At 34.0% G+C, this 22,098-nt stretch carries 15 protein-coding genes and 1 pseudogene; 8 read left to right on the top strand and 8 right to left on the bottom strand.

The window, feature by feature from the left end; all coding sequences use genetic code 11:
- The first annotated feature begins 38 nt into the window (after window positions 1–38).
- From M1D73_RS27595 to M1D73_RS27620, 6 genes are all read left to right on the top strand, one after another.
- Complete coding sequence (locus M1D73_RS27595) at window positions 39–1,454, top strand: oligosaccharide flippase family protein (RefSeq protein WP_000856146.1); 1,416 nt, start codon at window positions 39–41, stop codon at window positions 1,452–1,454.
- A 347-nt stretch (window positions 1,455–1,801) separates the two neighbouring features.
- Window positions 1,802–4,480: a YfhO family protein gene (locus M1D73_RS27600; RefSeq protein WP_071740972.1), complete on the top strand. Its 2,679-nt coding sequence runs from the start codon at window positions 1,802–1,804 to the stop codon at window positions 4,478–4,480.
- 83 nt (window positions 4,481–4,563) lie between these two features.
- The gene (locus M1D73_RS27605; RefSeq protein WP_000175826.1) at window positions 4,564–5,502 is read left to right on the top strand and encodes a glycosyltransferase family 2 protein; all 939 of its coding nucleotides are present in this window, start codon (window positions 4,564–4,566) and stop codon (window positions 5,500–5,502) included.
- Between the two features lie 156 nt (window positions 5,503–5,658).
- Window positions 5,659–7,212, top strand: a complete 1,554-nt coding sequence (locus M1D73_RS27610) for an ABC-F family ATP-binding cassette domain-containing protein (protein WP_121868362.1) — start codon at window positions 5,659–5,661, stop codon at window positions 7,210–7,212.
- A gap of 192 nt (window positions 7,213–7,404) precedes the next feature.
- A complete protein-coding gene (locus tag M1D73_RS27615) occupies window positions 7,405–8,799 on the top strand; it encodes an MBOAT family O-acyltransferase (RefSeq protein ID WP_000232078.1) in 1,395 nt (464 codons plus the stop codon).
- Window positions 8,800–8,811: 12 nt separating this feature from the next.
- Window positions 8,812–10,029, top strand: a complete 1,218-nt coding sequence (locus M1D73_RS27620) for an alginate O-acetyltransferase AlgX-related protein (RefSeq protein WP_098212635.1) — start codon at window positions 8,812–8,814, stop codon at window positions 10,027–10,029.
- 51 nt (window positions 10,030–10,080) lie between these two features.
- On the opposite strand, the gene M1D73_RS27625 is transcribed toward M1D73_RS27620, so the two are convergent.
- Complete coding sequence (locus M1D73_RS27625; protein WP_000659635.1) at window positions 10,081–10,950, bottom strand: TetR/AcrR family transcriptional regulator; 870 nt, start codon at window positions 10,948–10,950, stop codon at window positions 10,081–10,083.
- Window positions 10,951–11,090: 140 nt separating this feature from the next.
- On the opposite strand from M1D73_RS27625, the gene M1D73_RS27630 reads away from it, so the two are divergent.
- Window positions 11,091–14,207, top strand: coding sequence for an efflux RND transporter permease subunit (locus M1D73_RS27630; protein ID WP_121868360.1), 3,117 nt, complete (start codon window positions 11,091–11,093; stop codon window positions 14,205–14,207).
- A 28-nt stretch (window positions 14,208–14,235) separates the two neighbouring features.
- Here M1D73_RS27630 and msrB read toward each other — a convergent pair whose 3' ends face one another.
- The 7 genes and pseudogenes from msrB to lytS all read right to left on the bottom strand — a co-directional run bounded on the left by msrB (window position 14,236) and on the right by lytS (window position 20,440).
- Window positions 14,236–14,634 (bottom strand): peptide-methionine (R)-S-oxide reductase MsrB, encoded by a 399-nt coding sequence (msrB, locus tag M1D73_RS27635; RefSeq protein WP_228492134.1) that lies wholly within the window; start codon window positions 14,632–14,634, stop codon window positions 14,236–14,238.
- Window positions 14,635–14,781: 147 nt separating this feature from the next.
- Window positions 14,782–15,201: pseudogene (gene msrA / locus M1D73_RS27640) on the bottom strand (peptide-methionine (S)-S-oxide reductase MsrA); the annotation flags it as partial.
- A 91-nt stretch (window positions 15,202–15,292) separates the two neighbouring features.
- Window positions 15,293–16,336 (bottom strand): AI-2E family transporter, encoded by a 1,044-nt coding sequence (locus M1D73_RS27645; protein ID WP_001166010.1) that lies wholly within the window; start codon window positions 16,334–16,336, stop codon window positions 15,293–15,295.
- A 324-nt stretch (window positions 16,337–16,660) separates the two neighbouring features.
- Window positions 16,661–17,353, bottom strand: a complete 693-nt coding sequence (gene lrgB / locus M1D73_RS27650; RefSeq protein ID WP_098212636.1) for an antiholin-like protein LrgB — start codon at window positions 17,351–17,353, stop codon at window positions 16,661–16,663.
- A 35-nt stretch (window positions 17,354–17,388) separates the two neighbouring features.
- Window positions 17,389–17,820 carry an antiholin-like murein hydrolase modulator LrgA gene (gene lrgA / locus M1D73_RS27655; protein WP_000104900.1) on the bottom strand — a complete coding sequence of 144 codons (432 nt, stop codon included), beginning with the start codon at window positions 17,818–17,820 and terminating at the stop codon, window positions 17,389–17,391.
- 132 nt (window positions 17,821–17,952) lie between these two features.
- Entirely contained in the window at window positions 17,953–18,693 is a 741-nt protein-coding gene (locus tag M1D73_RS27660; RefSeq protein WP_017657608.1) for a LytR/AlgR family response regulator transcription factor, read from the bottom strand.
- Entirely contained in the window at window positions 18,671–20,440 is a 1,770-nt protein-coding gene (gene lytS / locus M1D73_RS27665; RefSeq protein ID WP_000933565.1) for a two-component system sensor histidine kinase LytS, read from the bottom strand. The genes M1D73_RS27660 and lytS overlap by 23 nt, the downstream gene beginning before the upstream one ends.
- A gap of 326 nt (window positions 20,441–20,766) precedes the next feature.
- Here lytS and M1D73_RS27670 point away from each other — a divergent pair, with 326 nt between their 5' ends.
- On the top strand, window positions 20,767–22,065 hold the full coding sequence (locus M1D73_RS27670) for an MFS transporter (protein WP_001103412.1): 1,299 nt from the start codon (window positions 20,767–20,769) through the stop codon (window positions 22,063–22,065).
- Window positions 22,066–22,098: the final 33 nt, after the last annotated feature.

The following is a 22,098-nucleotide window of genomic DNA, read 5'->3' on the forward strand; positions in this document are numbered from 1 at the left end:
AACGAAAAAGGTCCTAAAGAATAGAAAGGTTTTTTCTCATGAAAACAAATAAGATTCTTAAAAATGCCTCCTACCTATTTGTAGGAAATATTACTGTTCGATTTGTACTTGCTATCGCGACGATTCTCTTCGCAAGATACGTTTCTCCTGGTGAGTATGGGATGTTTACAACTGCATTAGCAGTTTCCGCTGTTATTTGTTATTTCACAGATGCAGGTTTGACACATACGTTTATGCGTGAAGGAACGAGAAAGGATGCAAATATTAGTGTACTAATCAGTAGTTATTTACGCATTCGTTTCGTATTAGCTGTCGTAATTTCTGTACTCTTCGCTATTTTTGCTCAGTTCTTCTATACTGATGCCTACTTACGCGCCATGGTATATTGGGTTGTACTACCAACAATGTTTGGAGCAACTTTACAAGGCGTTGGAATGGCTTATTTCCAAGTAACAGAACGTATGCAATTTACAGCGATTATTTCTGTACTACAAGGTATAACAGCCGCAGCTGCGCTTCTACTAGGAATGTCGTTGAAATGGTCACTTATGACGGTCGCTGCTATGTATGGGATATCTAGTCTTGTAACAGGAGTCATCGCCTTCATAATGGTACTCCGCCATACGACAGTTCATAAGGGCTGGGACAAAGGGATTTTAGATCAACTGCTGATTTTCACAATCAATGGCATTATTATTATGCTTTTACCACAGTTAGGCCCTATTATATTAGAAAAAGTTTCGACGTATGAGCAAGTTGGATTCTTTGGAGCTGCATCGAAAATACCTGCAGTCCTTTATCAAATACCTGGTGTAATTGCAGCAGCCTTCTATCCAAAATTATTTACTTTTGGAAATGAAAAGAATATTGATGAACATAGAAAACTATCTCAGTTTGAATTAAAACTAATGTCTTTCTTAGGGATGGGAATCTCCATTCCATTTATCGCTGATCCAAGTTTTTGGATTGTTACTTTATTAGGCGAAGAGTATGCGCCAGCTGGTGATGCTCTTGCCATTTTAGCCTTTATGGTCATTTTACAATCTATTAACTATCCACTTGCTGATAATTTAACGACCATTGGTCAACAATGGAAACGTGCAACAACAATGGGAATCGGACTAGCTACTGCCATTATAAGTTACATCGTCTTAGGTAGTCAGTTCGGAATGATGGGAGCCGCTATTGCCGCTATCCTTACCGAGATTACGTTATTGATCGGATTCACTCTATTTGTTCGTAAAGGCTTCTCGTTACTATTTAAAGGGATTATATTCAATACCTTAGCCTTTATATTAAGCTATATTCTATACCGTACAATATTAATTACCTTACCGCCACTAGTTGCTTTAACAATTACTGGTATATTATACGGGATTATCGGTCTTGCAATCGATCCACAAATACGAGGATTGATTTTAGGATTTATAAATAAAAAGCTGGCTCGAAAATAAATAAAAATAAAAACTTCAAATTAAATTTGAAGTTTTTATTTTTATCTTCTTCACTTAGAAAATGGCCTTTTTTCAATCTATATCTTAAATTGACTTGCCTTTCTGGAATGATTATACTTGGAAACGAACAGCACTAGATGTAAAACACCTATTATTAAGGTAATTCATAGTTAATTCTTCATGTAAATATTAACTACAAACACCCTAAATTTACTATAAATTACACAAATAAACACTTTATTAATACTATTAAAAATCGCCGATTCATACATAGTTTTTCTTCATCCTAAAAAGATAACTAGAGATGAAGAATGTGGCAATTGCATTTAAGGAGGCTTATTTATTTAATGACTTCAGAAGTAAATAAAAGAACATTTTTCACTAAAAGCACACTTATTATTATTCCATTATTAATAATATGTGCATTTGCTTTTCATTACTTTTTCCTAAAATCAGACAGTGTATTTTCTAGTACGGGAGATGCATTATCACAATTCAGTTTCTTTACATTCCTTTTACAACACGCATTTAAAGATGGAAATTTATTTTGGTCTTGGGATTATGGCTTAGGTGGAGATTTATTCGGAGAATTTAGTTATTACTATAGTACAGCACCATTTTTCTGGCTTACGCTTCTACTTCCTAAACTAAATTTTGATCAAATCTTTGAGCTGAAACTATATATGAGTGTTTTAAAAAGTACATTAGCTATGTTATTCATGTATGGTTCTTTACGTTATCACAATAAAACTATTTTTTCTTCTTTCATTTCTGCCATTATATATGGAGGATGTATAACTTTCATTCGCCATTCTTTATTATGGGATTTCATGGCAGATGCTATAGTGTTTTTACCTTTAGTAATATGGGGATTAGATAAATATATTTTAGAGCGAAAAAAAGGATTATTCCTGTTTGCAACAGCACTTATGCTTGCATCAAATTTCTATTTCGCTTTCATTACTAGTATTTTTATCTATATTTATGCCTTTTTCCAATATTTCGCTACACAGCAGAACAAAACAATTAAAACATTTATAATTTATTATATTAGAATTTCTTTTCTATATGCTTTATCACTAGGTTTATCTGCTGTTTGCTTTATACCATCTGTAAATGGTGTATTTAGTTCCGATCGACTCGCTACAAAATTTACTATACCGTTATTTTTTGAAGATACGTTTTATAAAAACTTAATGGAAAGTATCTTTTTCATTAATAATACAGAGGAGTATCAGCTTGCATTCCCTGTTTTCATCCTCTTCCTTATTACTAGCGCGCTTCTAATACGCAATAAACTTGTCACAAATAAATTACTCTTTACTGGGTTTATGTTAGTGCTATATATGCTTCCATATACGTATTCCGTATTTAATGGCTTTTCTGCCATGCAACACAGATGGTTTTACTTATTTGCATTTGTGGTTGCGCAAACTGTTGCCTACATTTTAGATTGGATGCTACTCCACAAAAAGAAGGTCAATTATTTAATAGGTCCTTTACTAGCAACAGCATTATTTATTTACGCATTCTATAGAAAAGTAAATATAAACGCACAGCCACTACAAACGATTGATAACATTTTAATTTGCATTACTGTATTATCTATTATTACCATATTACTATGGCGCTATTTATCAAAAGTAGCCTTACAATGTTTCATTGTATTAAATGTACTCGTCAATGTAATATTTATTAATTACTTCTATTCAGATTTTGCTCTTAGTAAACACTTTAATCAAGCAGGCGTGACAAAAGAATCATTACACGGGCCAGGTCTTGATAATAAGGATGAAATTGACGCAATTCGTTATATACAAAATCAAGATAAAGATTTTTATCGAATTATCAATCCAAACAATAATTATAAAAATACGCCGATGTTGCAAGGTTATCATGGTACAAGTACTTATCAAAGCTTAGTCAATTATCATATTCATGACTTTATGAAGAATAAGTACAATGTTTTCCAAGGATATGATAGCCCATCTATGTTCTTCCAGTTAGATAAACGATTATTCCTTGAGAACATGCTAGGGGTAAAATATTATGTACTAAGTGAAGGTGCTAATAAAACCGAAATTCCTTATGGCTATACGCATTTACAACAAGTAGGTCCTTACAACATTTATAAAAATGAATTTGCACTACCATTAGGCTATGTATACGAAGCTGGAATAAGTGATGAAGACTTTTCAAAACTTAATTTTGCCGAGAAAGATCAACTTTTATTAGATGCTGTAGTTGTAAATGATGTTGGAAGTCTCCCACTAAAACAATTTAATACAAAACAGCTAGATTCAAAACAAATTAAGATTAATCCAAATAAAATGAAGTGGGAAAATATAGAGAAAGAGAAAGATATACTCACTGTTCATGAAAATGGGCGTATAATAGTACCTATTGATAATAACGATATGTTAGGTGATCTTCTTGTTGAAATTAAAATTAGAAATATAAACAAGGAATCATTTGGGGTTACCGTGAATGACAAATCTATGATAAAAGGTAATGAAGATGGAGCTTATGCTTATCCGTTAGAAAGATTTGTTTACAACTTAGGAAAAGATGCAAAGCCAACCGAGCTAATCATTTCTATTCCTACTCCTGGTCAATATGAGTTGAAAGATTTACAAATCAACAGTACTAACTATCAGACTGTCCCGAAAAAAGTAAATACTTTAAAAGAAAATAGCCTACAAAACATTTACTATGAAGGTAACTCCTTAAAAGGTGATATTAATTCCACTAAAGATGGATTACTATATTTATCGGTACCATATAGTAAAGGATGGTCAATAAAAGTTGACGGTAAAGAAACCGAATTTACGAAGGCTAATTCCGCCTTTATTGGCGTTCCTATTTCCAAAGGGCAACATGTAGTTGAAATGAAATACGTCACACCTTATTTCAAAATGGGTCTCGTTATTTCTATCATTTCATTTATCATTTGCATCTCGCTTCTAGTTCTTGGAGATACGAAAAGATATTCAAAATTAAAAAGTCGTTTTAAAAAAAGGTATTAAAATGAAGTGAAGTAAAAGTTGAAGATGATTGCTTAACTTTTACTTCATGCCCACTTTAAAATTACACCTAAGGAGGTCCTAACATGACCCTTTCAATAGTAGTACCATGCTACAATGAAGAAAAGGTGCTTCGTGCCTTTTATTCAGAGACTTCTCTTGAAATTCATAAATTAACTACCGATTATGAATTTGTTTTTGTTAATGATGGTAGTAAAGATGATACATTAAATATTTTACGTGATTTAGCTAGTGCAGATTCATCGGTACACTATATATCATTTAGTCGAAACTTCGGAAAAGAAGCTGCAATGTTAGCTGGTTTAAAATATGCTACAGGCGATGCAATTGTTATTATGGATGCCGACTTACAACACCCTCCTACGTTAATAAAAGAACTGTTAGAAGGATATAACGAAGGCTACGACCAAGTCATTGCAAAAAGAACAAGAACTGGTGATTCACCTGTTCGCTCTTTCGTCTCTCGTCTTTACTATAAGGTGATGAATAAGTTTGTAGATATTGAATTAGTAGATGGTATTGGTGACTTTAGACTTTTAAGTCGAAGAGCAGTGGATTCTTTAGTGTCTTTAAGTGAATACAACCGATTTTCAAAGGGTTTATTCTCTTGGATTGGTTATAACGAATTAATCATTGAATATGAAAATGTATTACGTTCTGATGGAGAAAGTAAATGGACCTTCTCGAAATTATTAAATTACGGAATTGATGGTGTAATTTCATTCAATAATAAACCGTTACGTCTATCTATATATCTCGGATTACTAACAACCATTTTAGGACTTTTATACGTAATCACTACGTTCGTTCAAATCATCCTTGGTGGTGTGGAAGTTCCTGGTTACTTTACTCTCATTTCCGCTATACTATTTATTGGCGGTATTCAACTCATATTCCTAGGTGTGATTGGTGAATATATCGGTCGTATTTATTATGAAACAAAACGTAGACCGCATTTTATTGTAGCTGAAAAGAAAGTTAGTGAAGTTAAACAAAAGGCATAACCAAAAAGTTACTTCTGTAGGTAGAAGTAACTTTTTTATATACTAACATTTACAATCACTTCTTTTGAAAAAATATACATTTTGAAATGATGGCATTATATGAAAGAATTTAGTATCATGATTCAAGGTACTATTTCAAGTTGGACGGAGGATACTATGAGCTTATTAACAGTTGAAAAATTAGGACATACATTTGGCGATCGTACATTATTTAAAGATGTATCTATGCGATTATTAGCAGGTGAACACGTTGGATTAGTTGGTGCAAACGGTGTTGGTAAATCAACATTCATGAATATCATTACTGGTCAGCTTATTCATGACCAAGGTCGCGTAGAATGGACACCGGGCACACATTATGGCTACTTAGATCAGCATACTATTTTAACGCCTGGGCGTACAATCCGTGACGTACTAGCGGATGCATTTTTACCGTTATTCGAAAAGGAAAAAGCTTTAAATGAAGTTACAGAAAAAATGGGAACTGCTACACCAGAAGAACTAGAAGAACTTCTTGAGCAAATGGCAGAAATACAAGATGCACTTGAAGCAGGTGGTTTCTATTTACTAGATATGAAAATTGAAGAGGCTGCACGTGGTCTTGGAATTGATGCAATTGGTTTAGATCGTGATGTTTCAGCACTAAGTGGTGGACAACGTACAAAAGTATTGCTTGCAAAGCTATTACTTGAACAGCCAGAAGTGTTATTGCTTGATGAACCTACTAACTATTTAGACGTTGAACATATTCATTGGTTAACAAATTATTTGAAAGAATACCCACATGCATTCTTATTGATTTCTCATGATACGGAATTTATGAATAAATGTGTTGATGTTATTTTCCATCTAGAATTCACAAAAATGACACGCTATACAGCGACATATGAAAAATTCCTAGAACTAGCAGAAATCAATAAAAATCAACATATAAACGCTTATGAAAAACAGCGCGAGTTTATCAAAAAGCAAGAAGACTTCATTGCAAAGAACAAAGCTCGTTATTCAACGACAGGTCGTGCAAAGAGTCGTCAAAAACAACTTGATCGCATGGAGCTTATTGATCGTCCGGAAACAGCAATTAAACCGGAATTCTCATTTAAAGAAAGTCGTGCAAGTAGTCGCTTCGTCTTTGAAGGTGAAAATGTAGAAATCGGATATACACATCCGCTACTACCAAAGCTATCAATGACGATTGAACGTGGTGAAAAAATTGCTATTGTTGGATGTAACGGTGTTGGTAAATCAACGTTACTAAAAACAATCTTAGGTAAAATTAAACCTTTAAGCGGTAAAACAAGTCTTGGTGACTTCTTAGAGCCTGCATACTTTGAACAAGAAGTTAAAGCTGATAATATAACACCAATTGATGATGTATGGAATACATTCCCTGGCCTAGACCAGCATCAAATTCGTGCGATGTTAGCAAAATGCGGATTAAAAAATGAACATATTTCTCGCCCATTAAGTCAATTAAGTGGTGGAGAACAAGCAAAAGTTCGTTTATGTAAGCTAATGGGCGAGGAAAGTAACTGGCTACTATTTGATGAGCCGACAAACCATCTTGATGTTACAGCAAAAGAAGAACTTAAGAAGGCTATGAAAGCATATAAAGGGACTATTCTTCTTGTATGTCACGAACCAGAATTCTATAAAGATTGGATTACAAAGGTTTGGGATGTTGAAGAGTGGGCAGAAAAAAACAACTAAATTATTTCCTATCAGTAAAAAAGCCGTTCCTAAAAATATTTTGGGACGGCCTTTTTTTATAAACAAGGATTTTTTATATCTCTCACAATATAAAAAAATTAAATACGTTAATAATATCCTAGTTTTTTAATGATTACATTTAAATGATATTTTTGGTATTATTTAGATAAAATAGGAAAGGAATTAATTAAAATGGTATTTAGTAACCTTGTCTTTTTATGTTTATTTTTACCTGCCGTACTCTTAATTTATTATGCTGTACGCAAAGAACTACAAAATATAGTTTTATTATTTTTTAGTTTAGTATTTTATGCTTGGGGCGAACCCATTTATGTTTTTCTAATGCTATTCTCTATCCTTGTTAACTATTGGTTTGGGATTTTATTAGGGAATAGTCGCTTCACAAATGGTCAAAGAAAATTATTACTAACGTTTGCAATTGTAATGAACATCGCTATTTTAGGATATTTTAAATATGCAAACTTTTTAGTAGATAATATTAACTCTATCTTACATACCAATATTGTTCTTGAAAAAATACCTTTACCAATTGGCATTTCATTTTTCACGTTCCATGCGATGAGTTATATTATCGATATTTATAAGAAAAAAGTCGATGCTCAACGGAATATCTTTGATTTGGCCTTATACTTTACTGTATTTCCACAGTTAGTAGCAGGACCAATTGTTCGTTATAATACAATTTCTCACCAATTACACCAGCGAACTGTTGATGCCGACAAATTCTCTGAAGGTGTCCGCCGATTTATTATTGGTTTGGGTAAAAAAGTTTTAATTGCTAACCAATTAGGTGTTATAGCCGATGAAATCTTCTCAATGAATCCTTCTGATATGAGTGTATCATTAGCTTGGATGGGAGCCATTGCCTATACGCTACAAATTTACTTTGATTTTTCTGGATATAGTGACATGGCAATTGGATTAGGAAAGATGTTTGGATTTGATTTTCTAGAAAACTTTAATTATCCATATATCTCAAAATCCATTTCTGAATTTTGGCGTCGTTGGCATATTTCGCTCGGTTCTTGGTTCCGTGATTATGTCTATATTCCACTTGGAGGAAATCGCGTTACAACTTGGAAAGTTTATCGTAACCTCTTCATCGTATGGGGACTAACCGGTTTTTGGCATGGTGCTAGTTGGACCTTTATGATTTGGGGTATTTATTACGGAATTCTAATTGCACTTGAAAAAGCTGGACTCGAAAACCTGCTTCAAAAATTATGGAGTCCTCTTCAACATATTTACGTGATGTTTTTAGTTATTATTGGATGGGTGTTTTTCCGTGCAGATAACTTCAGTTATTGCTTTGAATTCCTAAAATCCATGTTCGGATTTAACAGTCCGTTAACAGATATTAACAGTTACTTCTATATAATGAATTATTGGGGAATTTTCTTATTAGCTATTATTACTGCAGCACCCGTATTCCCATGGTTACAAAAAATGTTATCGACAAAAAGATTTGCTGTTTTATCGCCAGTATATTATTTAAGTATTCTAGTCATTGTTTTAGTATTCCTAACAAATGCAACTTATAATCCATTTATTTATTTCCGTTTTTAAAGGAGGTTCACTATGAAAAAATTTCAAAACCTCACTTTAATAATGGGGTTCCTTACAGTTATTTTTGGGGTGGGTATTTGGACAGCAAAAGTTATCCTTATAGATAAAAAAACATTTTCTGAGTTTGAAAACAGGAACTTAGCTATTAGACCTGCTGTAAATGCTTCTACTATAAAGACTGGAGAGTTATTCAAGGGTATCGAAACATACTTTACAGACCATGTTGGACCTAGGGATCTCTTTCTTGAAAGCTATATAAAATTCCAACTCTCTATGAATCGAACATTTGTAAATAACATTCATGTTACAAACGATCAATTTATTTTTAATAGACCTAATATGGAAAATCATTTAAATGATGTTGATGCTGGTGTTCAGGAATTAAAAACTTTGAAAAAAGATTTTCCACAAACAGAATTCTATTTCTCTTTAGTTCCTAGTAAGCAGACAGCGTTACAGTATAAGCTTCCCTCTTACCTAAACCTTGGTTACGAACAAATTCTTAGGGATCACCTTGCTGAGAAATTGACAGCAACGAAATTCCCTATTATTGATGTATTACCAATGTTTAAAGAAAGATTTACTAAAGAAAAACTAGAACGAATGTATTTAACTACAGATCATCATTGGAATATGGAAGGTGCCTTTTATGCATATGAGGATACGATGAACTTTATTAATTCTCATTCAAATAAATATAAAGGACAACCAATAAAGAAAGACGACTACACTATTAACTGGGAAAAACCGAAAGGAAAGTTTGTTGGTAGCTGGAATAATCAATTGTACCGCTTAATTGATACTTCATCCGTACAAATCCCATATGTCCGCTATAATTTCGGTGACTCTTGGGACGACTACACAGTTTACTACGGTGCTATTAAAGATAATACCGCTAAAGAATCAATGACTCAGTTTTACGGAAAAGAAAAAGATGTTCCTGCTCCTGGATATGCTAATGTTTATCAAACAGATTTCCCTGAAATAAACATCATTAATACAAAGGCAGACAATGATTTACACCTTGTTATCTTAAAAGATTCGTATGCTGATGCTACATATCCTTTATTCGCACGTAATTTTGCTAAAACAACTTTTATTGACCCTCGTTACACGCAAGGAAAAAGTGTGAAACAGCAACTAGAAGAACAAAATGCAGATATTGTATTGTTTATATACAACGACACCAACGTTTATGGTGACATGTATAAATTTCAAAATGTAAAATAAATACTATTTTCAACTTTAATCAGTGGGAATGAAATCCCACTGATTAAAGTCTCAATTTATATAGTAATATCGAGCTAACCTCAATCTAAAATCCTTCAAATCATTATACGCTTCTAAATTCGCTAACATCCCTCGAATAACTGGAATCCTTGGATTTGGCACTCTCATTTCGGATTCTAAAACATCTAAAGTAACTAAAACCTCATCATTTTCTAGTTGGTCTGCTAATGTTCGTTTTAATATAATAATTTCATTTAAAAAATGCTCTTTTACTTGTTCTTTAATAAGCTCTGAGCTACAAAAAAATTCTCCCATTTTTGCTTCATTTAAAACAGGCCCTTCCGAAGATTCTAGAAGCCCTTCTACTAAATCGTCTACTCTTTTTAAAATAAATGAGGCAACATGAATGAAATCAATTTTTGGTTCATTTAAAATAATCAATTGTAAATAACCATGGCATATACCTTCTACCATAATTACTAAATCCAATAAATATGGCATAACCTTTTCACCATAAATGGACAATAAACTATTCCGATAAAATGCATGAGACTCTAACTTCATCCGCATCATAAATTCTTCCACTTCTTTATTAAACGGAATGGCATTTTCTCTTGCATGCATAATAATAAACTCTTTATGTTTTTGCACATCAGTAAACTGAAAGTATAATTGCTTTTCAAATTTTTCACGTGGTAATAAAGGCTCTTGTTCAATATCCAGCATTTTCTTTTGGATTTTGTCATAATAATATCGAAGTGTCGCTAATAAAAGCTCATCTTTCGATTTAAAATATAAGTAAAAAGCTCCCTTAGATATACCACTAGCTGTCACAATTTCCTGCACTGATGTCGCATTTACACCCTTAGTAGCAAATAACTTCATAGCCGATTCTATAATTAAACGCTCTTTTTCTTTCATATCTTCTCTCCTAAATTTAATCTCGCATCTTATTATAAATGTATTATACCATCTCTTTTTATTGACGATTGACCGAACGGTCAGTTATATTATGTATTAGACTGACCAGTTGGTCAATATAATAAAAAGGGAGCGCAAACATGAACAAAATCATCAATTTCTCGTTAAAAAATAAGTTCGCAGTTTGGCTACTAACCATTATTGTTACTATTGCGGGGATCTACTCTGGACTCAATATGAAGCTGGAAACAATCCCTGATATTACAACACCGATTGTGACAGTAACTACGGTCTATCCTGGTGCTACACCAGAAGAAGTAGCTGATAAAGTTTCAAAGCCGATGGAAGAACAACTACAAAATTTAAGCGGTGTTAACGTTGTGAGTTCATCATCTTTTCAAAACGCATCTTCTATTCAAGTAGAATACGATTTTGATAAAAATATGGAAAAAGCAGAAGCAGAAATTAAAGAAGCTCTCACAAATGTAAAACTCCCAGAAGGTGTTAAAGATCCTAAAGTTTCACGAGTAAACTTCAATGCCTTTCCAGTTATTTCGTTAAGCGTGGCAAGTAAGAATGAATCTTTAGCTACCTTAACTGAAAATGTAGAAAAAAATGTTGTACCAGGATTAAAAGGACTTGATGGTGTTGCATCTGTTCAAATTGCTGGCCAACAAGTAGATGAAGTACAGCTTGTCTTCAAGAAAGATAAAATGAAAGAACTAGGACTAAGTGAAGATACCGTAAAAAATGTGATTAAGGGATCGGATGTATCTTTACCACTTGGCTTATACACATTTAAAGACATGGAAAAATCAGTTGTTGTAGATGGCAATATTACAACGATTAAAGCGTTAAAAGAACTTAAAATCCCAGCTATACCTTCCTCACCTAACGGTCAAGGTAGTCAAAATGCTGGCGCTGGTGCACAAACGCCGCAAATGAATCCAGCTGCTATGAACGGGATTCCAACAGTTACATTAGACGAAATTGCTGACATTAAAGAAGTTGGGAAAGCAGAATCTATTTCTCGAACAAATGGAAAAGAAGCAATTGGAATTCAAATTGTGAAGGCCTCTGATGCAAATACAGTTGATGTTGTAAATGCAGTAAAAGATAAAGTAAAAGATCTTGAGAAAAAATATAAAGATTTAGAGATCATTTCAACATTCGACCAAGGTGCACCTATTGAAAAATCAGTTGAAACAATGCTGAGCAAAGCAATTTTCGGTGCTATCTTTGCGATTGTTATTATTATGCTGTTCCTACGAAATATTCGAACAACGTTAATTTCTGTCGTTTCAATACCACTTTCTTTATTAATTGCTGTTTTAGTCATAAAGCAAATGGATATTACGCTTAACATTATGACACTTGGAGCAATGACCGTTGCTATAGGCCGCGTTGTCGATGACTCAATTGTTGTTATTGAAAATATTTACCGACGTATGTCGTTATCAGAAGAGAAATTACGTGGAAAAGATTTAATTCGTGAAGCTACGAAAGAAATGTTTATCCCAATTATGTCTTCCACCATTGTAACAATTGCTGTATTTTTACCGCTTGGACTAGTAAAAGGTATGATTGGTGAAATGTTCTTACCATTCGCCTTAACTATCGTCTTTGCTTTATTAGCATCATTACTAGTAGCAGTTACAATCGTACCGATGCTAGCTCATTCCTTATTTAAGAAAGAGAGCATGAGGGAAAAAGAAGTACATCATGAAGAAAAACCAAGTAAATTAGCAAATGGATATAAACGCATACTTGCATGGGCTTTAAATCACAAAATTATTACATCAAGTATCGCTGTCCTTCTATTAGTTGGTAGCCTTGCACTTGTACCAGTTATCGGTGTAAGTTTCTTACCTTCTGAAGAAGAAAAAATGATTATTGCAACATATAATCCTGAACCAGGTCAAACGTTAGAAGACGTTGAAAAAATTGCAACAAAAGCTGAGAAGCACTTCCAAGATAATAAAGACGTCAAAACAATTCAGTTCTCATTAGGTGGAGAGAATCCAATGAGTCCTGGTCAATCAAACCAAGCAATGTTCTTCGTGCAATATGATAACGACACGAAAAACTTTGAAAAAGAGAAAGAACAAGTCGTTAAAAATTTACAGAAGATGTCTGGCAAAGGCGAATGGAAAAACCAAGACTTCGGAGCAAGTGGCGGTAGTAACGAAATTAAACTATACGTTTATGGAGATAGCTCAGAAGACATTAAGCCTGTCGTAAAAGATATTCAAAATATCATGAAGAAAAATAAAGACTTAAAAGATATAGATTCTAGTATTGCAAAAACATATGCAGAGTACACTTTAGTCGCAGATCAAGAAAAGCTGAGTAAAATGGGCTTAACGGCTGCTCAAATTGGAATGGGACTTTCTAATCAACATGATCGCCCTGTTCTGACAACAATTAAAAAAGACGGTAAAGATATCAATGTATATGTAGAAGCTGAAAAACAAAATTATGAAACAATCGATGACTTAACAAATCGCAAAATTACAACACCACTTGGTAATGAAGTAGCTGTGAAAGATGTTATGAATGTAAAAGAAGGTGAAACATCGAATACAGTAACACACCGAGATGGACGTGTTTATGCAGAGGTTAGTGCCAAATTAACATCTGATGACGTTTCAAAAGCATCTGCTGCAGTACAAAAAGAAGTAGATAAAATGGATCTTCCTTCTGGTGTAGATGTTTCTATGGGCGGTGTTACTAAAGATATTCAAGAATCATTCAAGCAACTTGGCCTAGCGATGTTAGCTGCGATTGCCATTGTATACTTCGTTCTTGTCGTTACATTTGGTGGTGCCCTAGCACCATTCGCAATTTTATTCTCGCTACCATTTACAATTATTGGGGCTCTTGTTGCCTTATTAATCTCTGGTGAAACATTAAGTGTATCTGCAATGATTGGTGCGCTTATGTTAATCGGTATCGTTGTAACAAACGCAATCGTGCTTATCGACCGCGTTATTCATAAGGAAAATGAAGGACTATCAACACGTGAAGCTTTATTAGAAGCTGGTGCAACACGCCTTCGTCCAATTTTAATGACTGCAATTGCAACAATCGGTGCTCTTATCCCGCTTGCATTAGGATTTGAAGGTAGTGGCTTAATTTCTAAAGGACTTGGCGTAACGGTAATTGGTGGATTAACAAGTTCAACGTTATTAACACTTCTTATTGTTCCAATCGTTTATGAAGTATTAAGCAAATTTAAAAAGAAAAAAACAAAATAACAAAAAAATAACCTCGCTAACTGCGAGGTTATTTTTTATTTCCAAACAAGATTAGGAAATCGCCATAGCCTTCTTTCTCTAATTCCTCTTTTGGAATAAATCGAAGAGCTGCGGAATTAATACAGTAACGAAGGCCATTTGGTCCTGGACCATCTGGAAATACGTGCCCAAGATGTGAATCTCCTTCTTTACTTCTCACTTCTGTACGTGTCATATTATGACTCACATCCATCTTTTCTTTCACACTTGCTGACATCACTGGTTTTGTAAAACTAGGCCATCCACATCCACTATCAAATTTATCTAGAGAAGTAAACAACGGCTCACCTGAAACGATGTCTACATAAAGACCTTCCTCTTTATGGTTCCAATACTCATTTCGAAATGGTGGTTCTGTACCATTTTCCTGTGTTACATAATACTGCATCTCATTGAGCTTTTCTTTTAAATGAGCATTATCCTTTGGCCAATGTTGCTTAATAAAAGCATCTCGTCCTGAGCCTTTACGATATAACTCATAGCGGAATGTGTTTTTCTTATGGTATCCTTGGTGATATTCTTCAGCTGGATAAAATGTAGCTGCTGGTAGTATTTTTGTCGCAATTGGTTTTGAAAAGCGTCCACTCTGCTCAAGCTCTTCTTTTGAGGCCTCTGCTTTTTTATGTTGTTCTTCATTATGATAAAAAATCACCGTTTCATAAGACTGTCCGCGGTCGTGGAATTGTCCACCAATATCGGTCGGATCAATTTGTCTCCAATATATATTTAACAATTCCTCATACGGCATTTTATTTGCATCAAATGTAATTTGTACTGCCTCATAATGTCCCGTCGTTTCTGAACATACTTCTTTATACGTTGGATTCTCTTTATGACCACCTGTATAGCCAGAAACAACCTTTATAATCCCTTCCATCTCTTCAAATGGCGAAACCATACACCAGAAGCACCCTCCAGCAAATGTAGCCAATTCTATCTTTTCATTTACAGCCATTACTTCACCCCTATTCTATGTTCTGCTTACAGTATGGCATAAGAAACATCATATTATAAAAGAAAAAGCACCGAACATCGATGCTTTTTCTTTACTTCACTTTATTTTTTCCAACATCCTTCTCCATTTCATCACTTGTCACGTCTAAAACATCTAATAAGAAGATGAAGATTGGAATACCGATAATTAATCCCCATACACCTAAGAAGTGTTCTGAGAAGATTAATACCATAAATGTATAGAAAATCGGTAAATTTGTTTTTTGCGACATAAACTTCGGGTTTAATACGTAACTTTCAAGCGCATGAATCACTGTTACGATAACCAAAATATAAACAACGTACATGATACCGCCAATATTGTAAGCAATCATACAAAGTGGGAATAACGAAATGATAACCCCCGCTACTGGAATTAAGCCCAGCAAGAAAATCATTAACGCTAAACCTAATAATTGTGGGAATCCTAATATCCATAATGCGATAACTGAAAGAACACAGTTAACAACAGCAATTAAAAATTGCGCTTCGATTACCTTTCCAAATGAACGTGCAAATTTCTTTCCGAAGTACTCAATTTCAGTATAGAAAATTGCAAGCCTGCTTTCTTTAAACTTTGCAGTAAAACCGACAATACGAGATTTTTCTAATAAGAAAAACAAACTCAAAATTAAAGAAAGTAAAACTTGAAGGCCAAATTTACCAACATTCGTAATCGATTTATACAAAATGTCTACGCCTTGTCCTACATATTTAGAAAGCTCCATATGATTGACAGCATTAACTGCATACTTAATTAGTTCACTATCTGGTGGGTTTCTTAAAAATACATTGAATTGGTAAATCAGTTGTGAAATTTGTATCGTCAATACTGGTAAATATTTAAATAGCGTAATAGCAATTCCACCAATTAACATTACATATAGAAATGCTATAATAATTTTTCGATTAATAGGCATGAAATGATCTAATTTGCGTGAAATAAACTTTTGGAATCGATCCATTAAATACGTGAGAATAAACGTAATTAATATTAAATTCAACATACTTTGCAGCCCGTATAACACGAGAGCAAGTATTACTAATACGAGTAACCTCTGAAATCCTTTGCTTTGAAACAGGTTTTTTATTTGCATAATCGACGAATACTCTCTCCTGTCCTATAAACTAAAACGTTAATAAGTAGATTTCTCTCTCTTTTCTACTTTCAATTATTCATTCATATTAAGATTTTTATAAACTCATTATATGCCTACTTTAACAGGTATATAGTAGCTTACTTCTTATTTTACAATACAATGACCTAATTCAAAACGTATTCTACATAGTATTAATGAAGATTTAAGGAAACTTACATTTTTTTAAATAGGTCTTACCACTACTGTAACATAAAAAGCAAGCTATCAGTAGAAATCTGTCCTACAAATAGCTTGCTTTTCTTATTTTTTAAGTAAGTTTTACTATCCAATGAATGACATGAACATTGGGATGACAACTACTGTTACAACCCCAACTACCGTTACAGCAATACTTGCCATCGCTGCCTCTACCTCACCCATTTCAATTCCTACTGCAACTCCTAATGCATGACCCGCTGTTCCAAGTGCTAAACCTTTTGCAATCGGATGTTTCACTCTAAATGTTTTTAAGAATAATGCTCCTAATGCGTATACGATAACTGCGTTGAAAATAACTGCAAACGATGTAATTGCTGGAATACCACCAATACTTTCTGAAATTGGTAACGCAATTGCTGTTGTTGCTGCTTGTGGTAGCATTGAATTCATTACTGCTGTATCTAAACCGATTGCTTTTGCAACAATGAACACGACAATTACTGAGCAAATAGATCCAACCACGATAGCTGATAAAATTTGCCACCAATATTTTTTCAACTTATCAACTTGTTTATATAGTGGGATAGCGAATGCAATTGTTGCTGGCTCTAAGAAGAAACTAATCATTTTTCCGCCAGTATTGTATTCTTCAAAAGTAAAGTTACCTACCTTTAGAAATACAATCCCTAATACCATCGCTACGAATAATGGTGTAAATAGGAAGAACCCTTTTGAATGCTTGAATAATAATGTTCCGATTCCGTATGCGATTAATGAAACGACGATTCCGAAATATGGAGTCATTGTGCTTGCCATGTTCATTACCTCCCAACAATATATAAATACAATGGTTACGCAACCTTTCCGTGCTTGCGTCCTTTATTTACTACTTTCAATTCTTTTATATCTTCTGTTTCTTTTTCATCTTTTCCTAAAATAAATTGTGCAAATAATCCTGTTACAGCGAGTAAAATAACTGTCGCTACAACAATTACAGTTAAAATTTGTACAAAGTATTGCCCCATTACACCAAGAGAATTAATAACTGAAATACCTGATGGGACGAATAAGAATCCAATAATACCTGTTAAAGCTGTTCCGAGTGATTCAACTTGCTCCAATTTAATAACTTTTAAACATAATAGACTAAATAAAATAACTAACCCGATTACCGATGAAGGCATTGGAATTGGTAAATGTGTTGCAATAATATTAGAAATTAACATAATAGCTGAGAATATGAATGCTTGTGATAAGAAACTATATACTTTTTTCGTACTCATTTTGGCCACCTCTTTCGATTTGGTACCTTTATTGTATAGGAGATAACCGCCTAAGTAAGCGTTTACATAACGGAACGTCAAATATACAGAATCAGTTACAAATATAAAAGGATGAAATACAAAAGCTGCTTCTTAAATACGAAGCAGCTTCTTGAGTTCTTTTGCATATGTACGACTAACAGGTACTTTTGATCCTTCTTTCATAATTAAATTATAAGTAGAGTTAAACCATGGCTGAACTTCAGTAATATGATTAATATTTGCAATAAAGCTACGATGAACACGCATGAAACTTACTTGCGGCAACTTCTTTTCCAAAATCACAAGTGTATCGTGTGTTACATATGTTTCCCTCATTGTTTTTACTGTCACTTTTCCGTCCACAAGTCCTACATATACAATATCTTCAATATTAACAAGTACGATTGATTCTTCAATTGGTAATGCTAACTTATGCATCTCTACTGTTACATCTGTCCCCTTTATTTCGTGCTTCGTTTCTATTTGCGATTGTTTTTGTTTTTTATACTTCTTTAATGTCTGCACAATACGCTCTTCATCAAATGGTTTTAAAATGTAGTCTAACGCATCTACTTCAAATGCTTGCAGCGCATATTGATCATAGGCAGTAGCAAATACAATTGCAGGTGGATTTTTCATCTTCTTTAATATATTGGCGATTTCAAATCCGTTATCATCGGATAATTGAATATCTAAAAACACAATATCTGGTCTACTTTGCATTAGTTCTTCTAATGCGTCTTCCACACAATCAGCCTCACCAATTATCTCAACTTCTTTCGTTCTCTCTAATAAATACTTTAGTTCATCACGTGCTAACATTTCATCGTCAACTACTAATACTTTTAACAATCTGTTCTTCCTCCCCTACTTTTTTTGGAATAACAAAAGTAATCTCTGTCCCCTCATTTAATTCACTTTCGATATGAAGCATCGTTTCTTTTCCAAATAATCCAATAAGACGTTCATTAATATTATATAAAGCTGTTCCAGTCCCTTTCTTTGACGAAACTACCATCTTTCCTAATTGTTCTAAACGTTCTTCCTCAATTCCCTGCCCATTATCTTTTACTTCAAAATGAACCATACCCTCTTTTTCAAAAACATGCACTTCCACTTCGCATACTGGTTGCTTCTTCGGAAAGGCGTGTCGCAACGCATTTTCAACCAATAGTTGAAGAACAAATGGTGGTACTAAAGTTGTCTTTAGCTCGTCCTCAATATACATCTTTACCTCATACTTATTTGGGAACCTTGCTTGTTCTAGGGATAAATATGCCTGTACATGGTTTAATTCTTGTTCTAGCGGAATCAATAACTGACGTGCTCCTTGCAAATTACATCGGAAATATACGCTAAGCTGTAATAATAACTTCCTTGCTTTTTCTACATCTGTTCGGCATAAAGCTGATACTGTATTAATCGCATTAAATAAAAAATGGGGGTTAATTTGTGCTTGTAATGCCTTTATTTCCGCATCTTGCAATAATTTACTTTGCAACTCAGCTTCTCCTAACTCTAACTGCGTGGAGAATATTTTTGCTAACCCTTCTGCTAATTCTTCTTCAACGCGACTTAACTGGTTAGGATTTTTAAAATACAGTTTTAATGTCCCTATCGTATTTCCATGCGAAGTTAGTGGAATAACAATCGCCGCTTGCAAAGGGCATCCTTCATGTTGACAATTAATGACCTCACGTGATTTTGCTTTCATTATTTGCCCTGTATGTAAAACTTCTTTCGACAAACCAGTTATTAAACTATGTGAAGGAATATGGTGATCTGATGCTAATCCAACATGAGCTAATATTTTCTCTGTATCTGTTAAGGATACCGCATCTGTTCCTGTAAAACGGTGAATAATTTGTGCCACATGCTTACATGATTCTTCTGTTAAGCCTTGGCGAAAATATGGTAACGTTTTATCTGCAATACGTAATACCTTATGAGTCTGAAGTGCCTTTGCGTTCTCTTCCTGACGCAAAATAGCTTGTATCATAGAAAGTAAAATAAAACTTCCAAAACTATTTACAAGGATCATTGGTATCGCAATTGTTTTCACAATGCTCATTCCATCCTCTACAATTAATAGGATCATAATCATTTCTAAAGAAACGATAAAAACACTTAAAATCGCTGAAAACTTAGGAGTAATTGTACGATTATACTTTTTGAAAATGTATCCAATATACCCCGTTATAACACCTGCTAAAATTGACGAGATTGCACAACTTAGAGCTGTCGTCCCTCCAAGCATATAACGGTGAATACCAGCAATTGATCCTACCCCAATTCCGACGATAGGACCACCAAGCAATCCACTAATTCCAACACCCATAATACGTGTATTCGCAATGGTACTCGATGATGAAACACCTTGTAACCAATTTTCATTCATAATCGTATTTCCTGCTATTTCAATCCCAGTGTAATTGCTTACAATTGTAAATACCGAAAAAATACAAATAAGCTTAAGCTTATCTACATAGCCATCCTGTTTATGAAGGAGGCGTCTGAAAGTTTTAATATGAGAGAGTAAAAATCCTAAAATAACTATAAGTCCGACTCGTTCAATCATCATGAGTACTAAATTTAGCATCTTTGATTCATTCCTTTTTATTTAGTTAGTTTTATTATGGGAAAATAATGAAGTCGGCGTCAAGAAGAACGAAATGTTTTTTGAAATATTTTACACATAATAACTTCCTCTTTATTTGACAATACATATAGAAGAGTGCTAAAAATAAAGTAATATAATACAGTCCTTTAACCCAACCCCGTGAGGTTGAGAAGGAAGTCGGAATACAATATACGTATGTTCTTTTCTTGGGGATACGTATGCTTTTTTGGCCTTCTCATCATATCAGGTGAGAAGGCCTTTTGTTATTCTTCCATAGCGACTGTAGAAAATAAGGAGGAGTAATAATGAACGTCACTACTGATGTACAACAAACAACAGAGGAGACAAAAGCGAAAAGATATAAAACATTATTTGGTTCTGCGCTAGGATATGCAGCAGAAGGTTTAGATATGTTGCTATTATCGTTCGTACTTGTCTATATTTTAAAAGAGTTTCACTTAAGTCCTGTTGAAGGCGGAAACTTAACTTTAGCTACCACAATAGGAATGTTAATTGGTTCTTATTTATTTGGATTTATTGCTGATTTATTTGGCCGTATTCGTACAATGGCCTTCACAATCTTACTGTTTTCACTAGCAACCGCACTCATTTATTTCGCAACAGACTACTGGCAATTATTAATTCTGCGCTTTTTAGTTGGAATGGGAGTTGGTGGTGAATTCGGAATCGGAATGGCCATCGTAACAGAAACATGGTCTAAAGAAATGCGCGCTAAAGCGACATCTGTTGTTGCACTTGGATGGCAATTTGGTGTACTGATTGCTTCACTCCTTCCAGCATTTATTGTCCCACACTTTGGATGGAGAGCCGTTTTCTTATTTGGATTAATTCCAGCTTTACTAGCTGTCTATGTCCGTAAAAGTTTAAGTGAACCGAAAATATGGGAGCAAAAACAACGCTACAAAAAGGAGCTATTGCAAAAAGAAGCTGCAGGTAAATTAACAACTACTGAAGCAGAACAACTAAAACATATAAAAAAATTTCCACTTCGAAAGTTATTTGCCAATAAAAAAGTAACAATTACAACAATTGGTCTTATTATTATGTCGTTCATCCAAAACTTCGGATATTACGGAATCTTCACATGGATGCCCACTATTTTAGCAAATAAATATAACTATACATTAGCAAAAGCAAGTGGCTGGATGTTCATTTCTACCATCGGTATGCTAATTGGAATTGCAATCTTTGGTATTCTAGCTGATAAAATTGGTCGACGTAAAACCTTTGCAATCTATTATATTGGCGGTACAGTATACTGTCTCATTTACTTCTTCTTATTCACAGATTCAACATTATTATTATGGGGAAGTGCATTGCTTGGATTCTTTGCAAATGGAATGATGGGAGGATTTGGAGCAATTTTAGCTGAAAACTATCCTGCTGAAGCTCGCTCTACCGCCGAAAACTTTATTTTCGGTACAGGACGTGGACTAGCTGGATTTGGGCCTGTTATTATTGGCTTACTTGCTACAGGTGGCAACCTACTTGGAGCATTGTCCTTGATTTTTATCATCTACCCAATCGGGTTAATTACAATGCTACTATGTGTACCAGAAACAAAGGGAAAAGTATTAGATTAAACGTAAAAGAGGAAGCATCTCATTTAAGATGCT

The organism is Bacillus sp. PK3-067 (assembly GCF_056738645.1).

Excerpts from the sequence above, each read along its gene's own strand:
- lytS (WP_000933565.1), bottom strand. The coding sequence starts at position 20,440 with ATGCTAAATTTAGTACTCATGATGATTGAACGAGTCGGACTTATAGTT.
- M1D73_RS27630 (WP_121868360.1), top strand. The coding sequence starts at position 11,091 with ATGAACAAAATCATCAATTTCTCGTTAAAAAATAAGTTCGCAGTTTGG.
- M1D73_RS27610 (WP_121868362.1), top strand. The coding sequence starts at position 5,659 with ATGAGCTTATTAACAGTTGAAAAATTAGGACATACATTTGGCGATCGT.
- M1D73_RS27600 (WP_071740972.1), top strand. The coding sequence starts at position 1,802 with ATGACTTCAGAAGTAAATAAAAGAACATTTTTCACTAAAAGCACACTT.
- M1D73_RS27605 (WP_000175826.1), top strand. The coding sequence starts at position 4,564 with ATGACCCTTTCAATAGTAGTACCATGCTACAATGAAGAAAAGGTGCTT.
- M1D73_RS27645 (WP_001166010.1), bottom strand. The coding sequence starts at position 16,336 with ATGCAAATAAAAAACCTGTTTCAAAGCAAAGGATTTCAGAGGTTACTC.
- msrB (WP_228492134.1), bottom strand. The coding sequence starts at position 14,634 with ATGCAGTATTATGTAACACAGGAAAATGGTACAGAACCACCATTTCGA.
- M1D73_RS27620 (WP_098212635.1), top strand. The coding sequence starts at position 8,812 with ATGAAAAAATTTCAAAACCTCACTTTAATAATGGGGTTCCTTACAGTT.
- lrgB (WP_098212636.1), bottom strand. The coding sequence starts at position 17,353 with ATGGCAAGCACAATGACTCCATATTTCGGAATCGTCGTTTCATTAATC.
- M1D73_RS27595 (WP_000856146.1), top strand. The coding sequence starts at position 39 with ATGAAAACAAATAAGATTCTTAAAAATGCCTCCTACCTATTTGTAGGA.
- lrgA (WP_000104900.1), bottom strand. The coding sequence starts at position 17,820 with ATGAGTACGAAAAAAGTATATAGTTTCTTATCACAAGCATTCATATTC.
- M1D73_RS27670 (WP_001103412.1), top strand. The coding sequence starts at position 20,767 with ATGAACGTCACTACTGATGTACAACAAACAACAGAGGAGACAAAAGCG.
- M1D73_RS27625 (WP_000659635.1), bottom strand. The coding sequence starts at position 10,950 with ATGAAAGAAAAAGAGCGTTTAATTATAGAATCGGCTATGAAGTTATTT.
- M1D73_RS27615 (WP_000232078.1), top strand. The coding sequence starts at position 7,405 with ATGGTATTTAGTAACCTTGTCTTTTTATGTTTATTTTTACCTGCCGTA.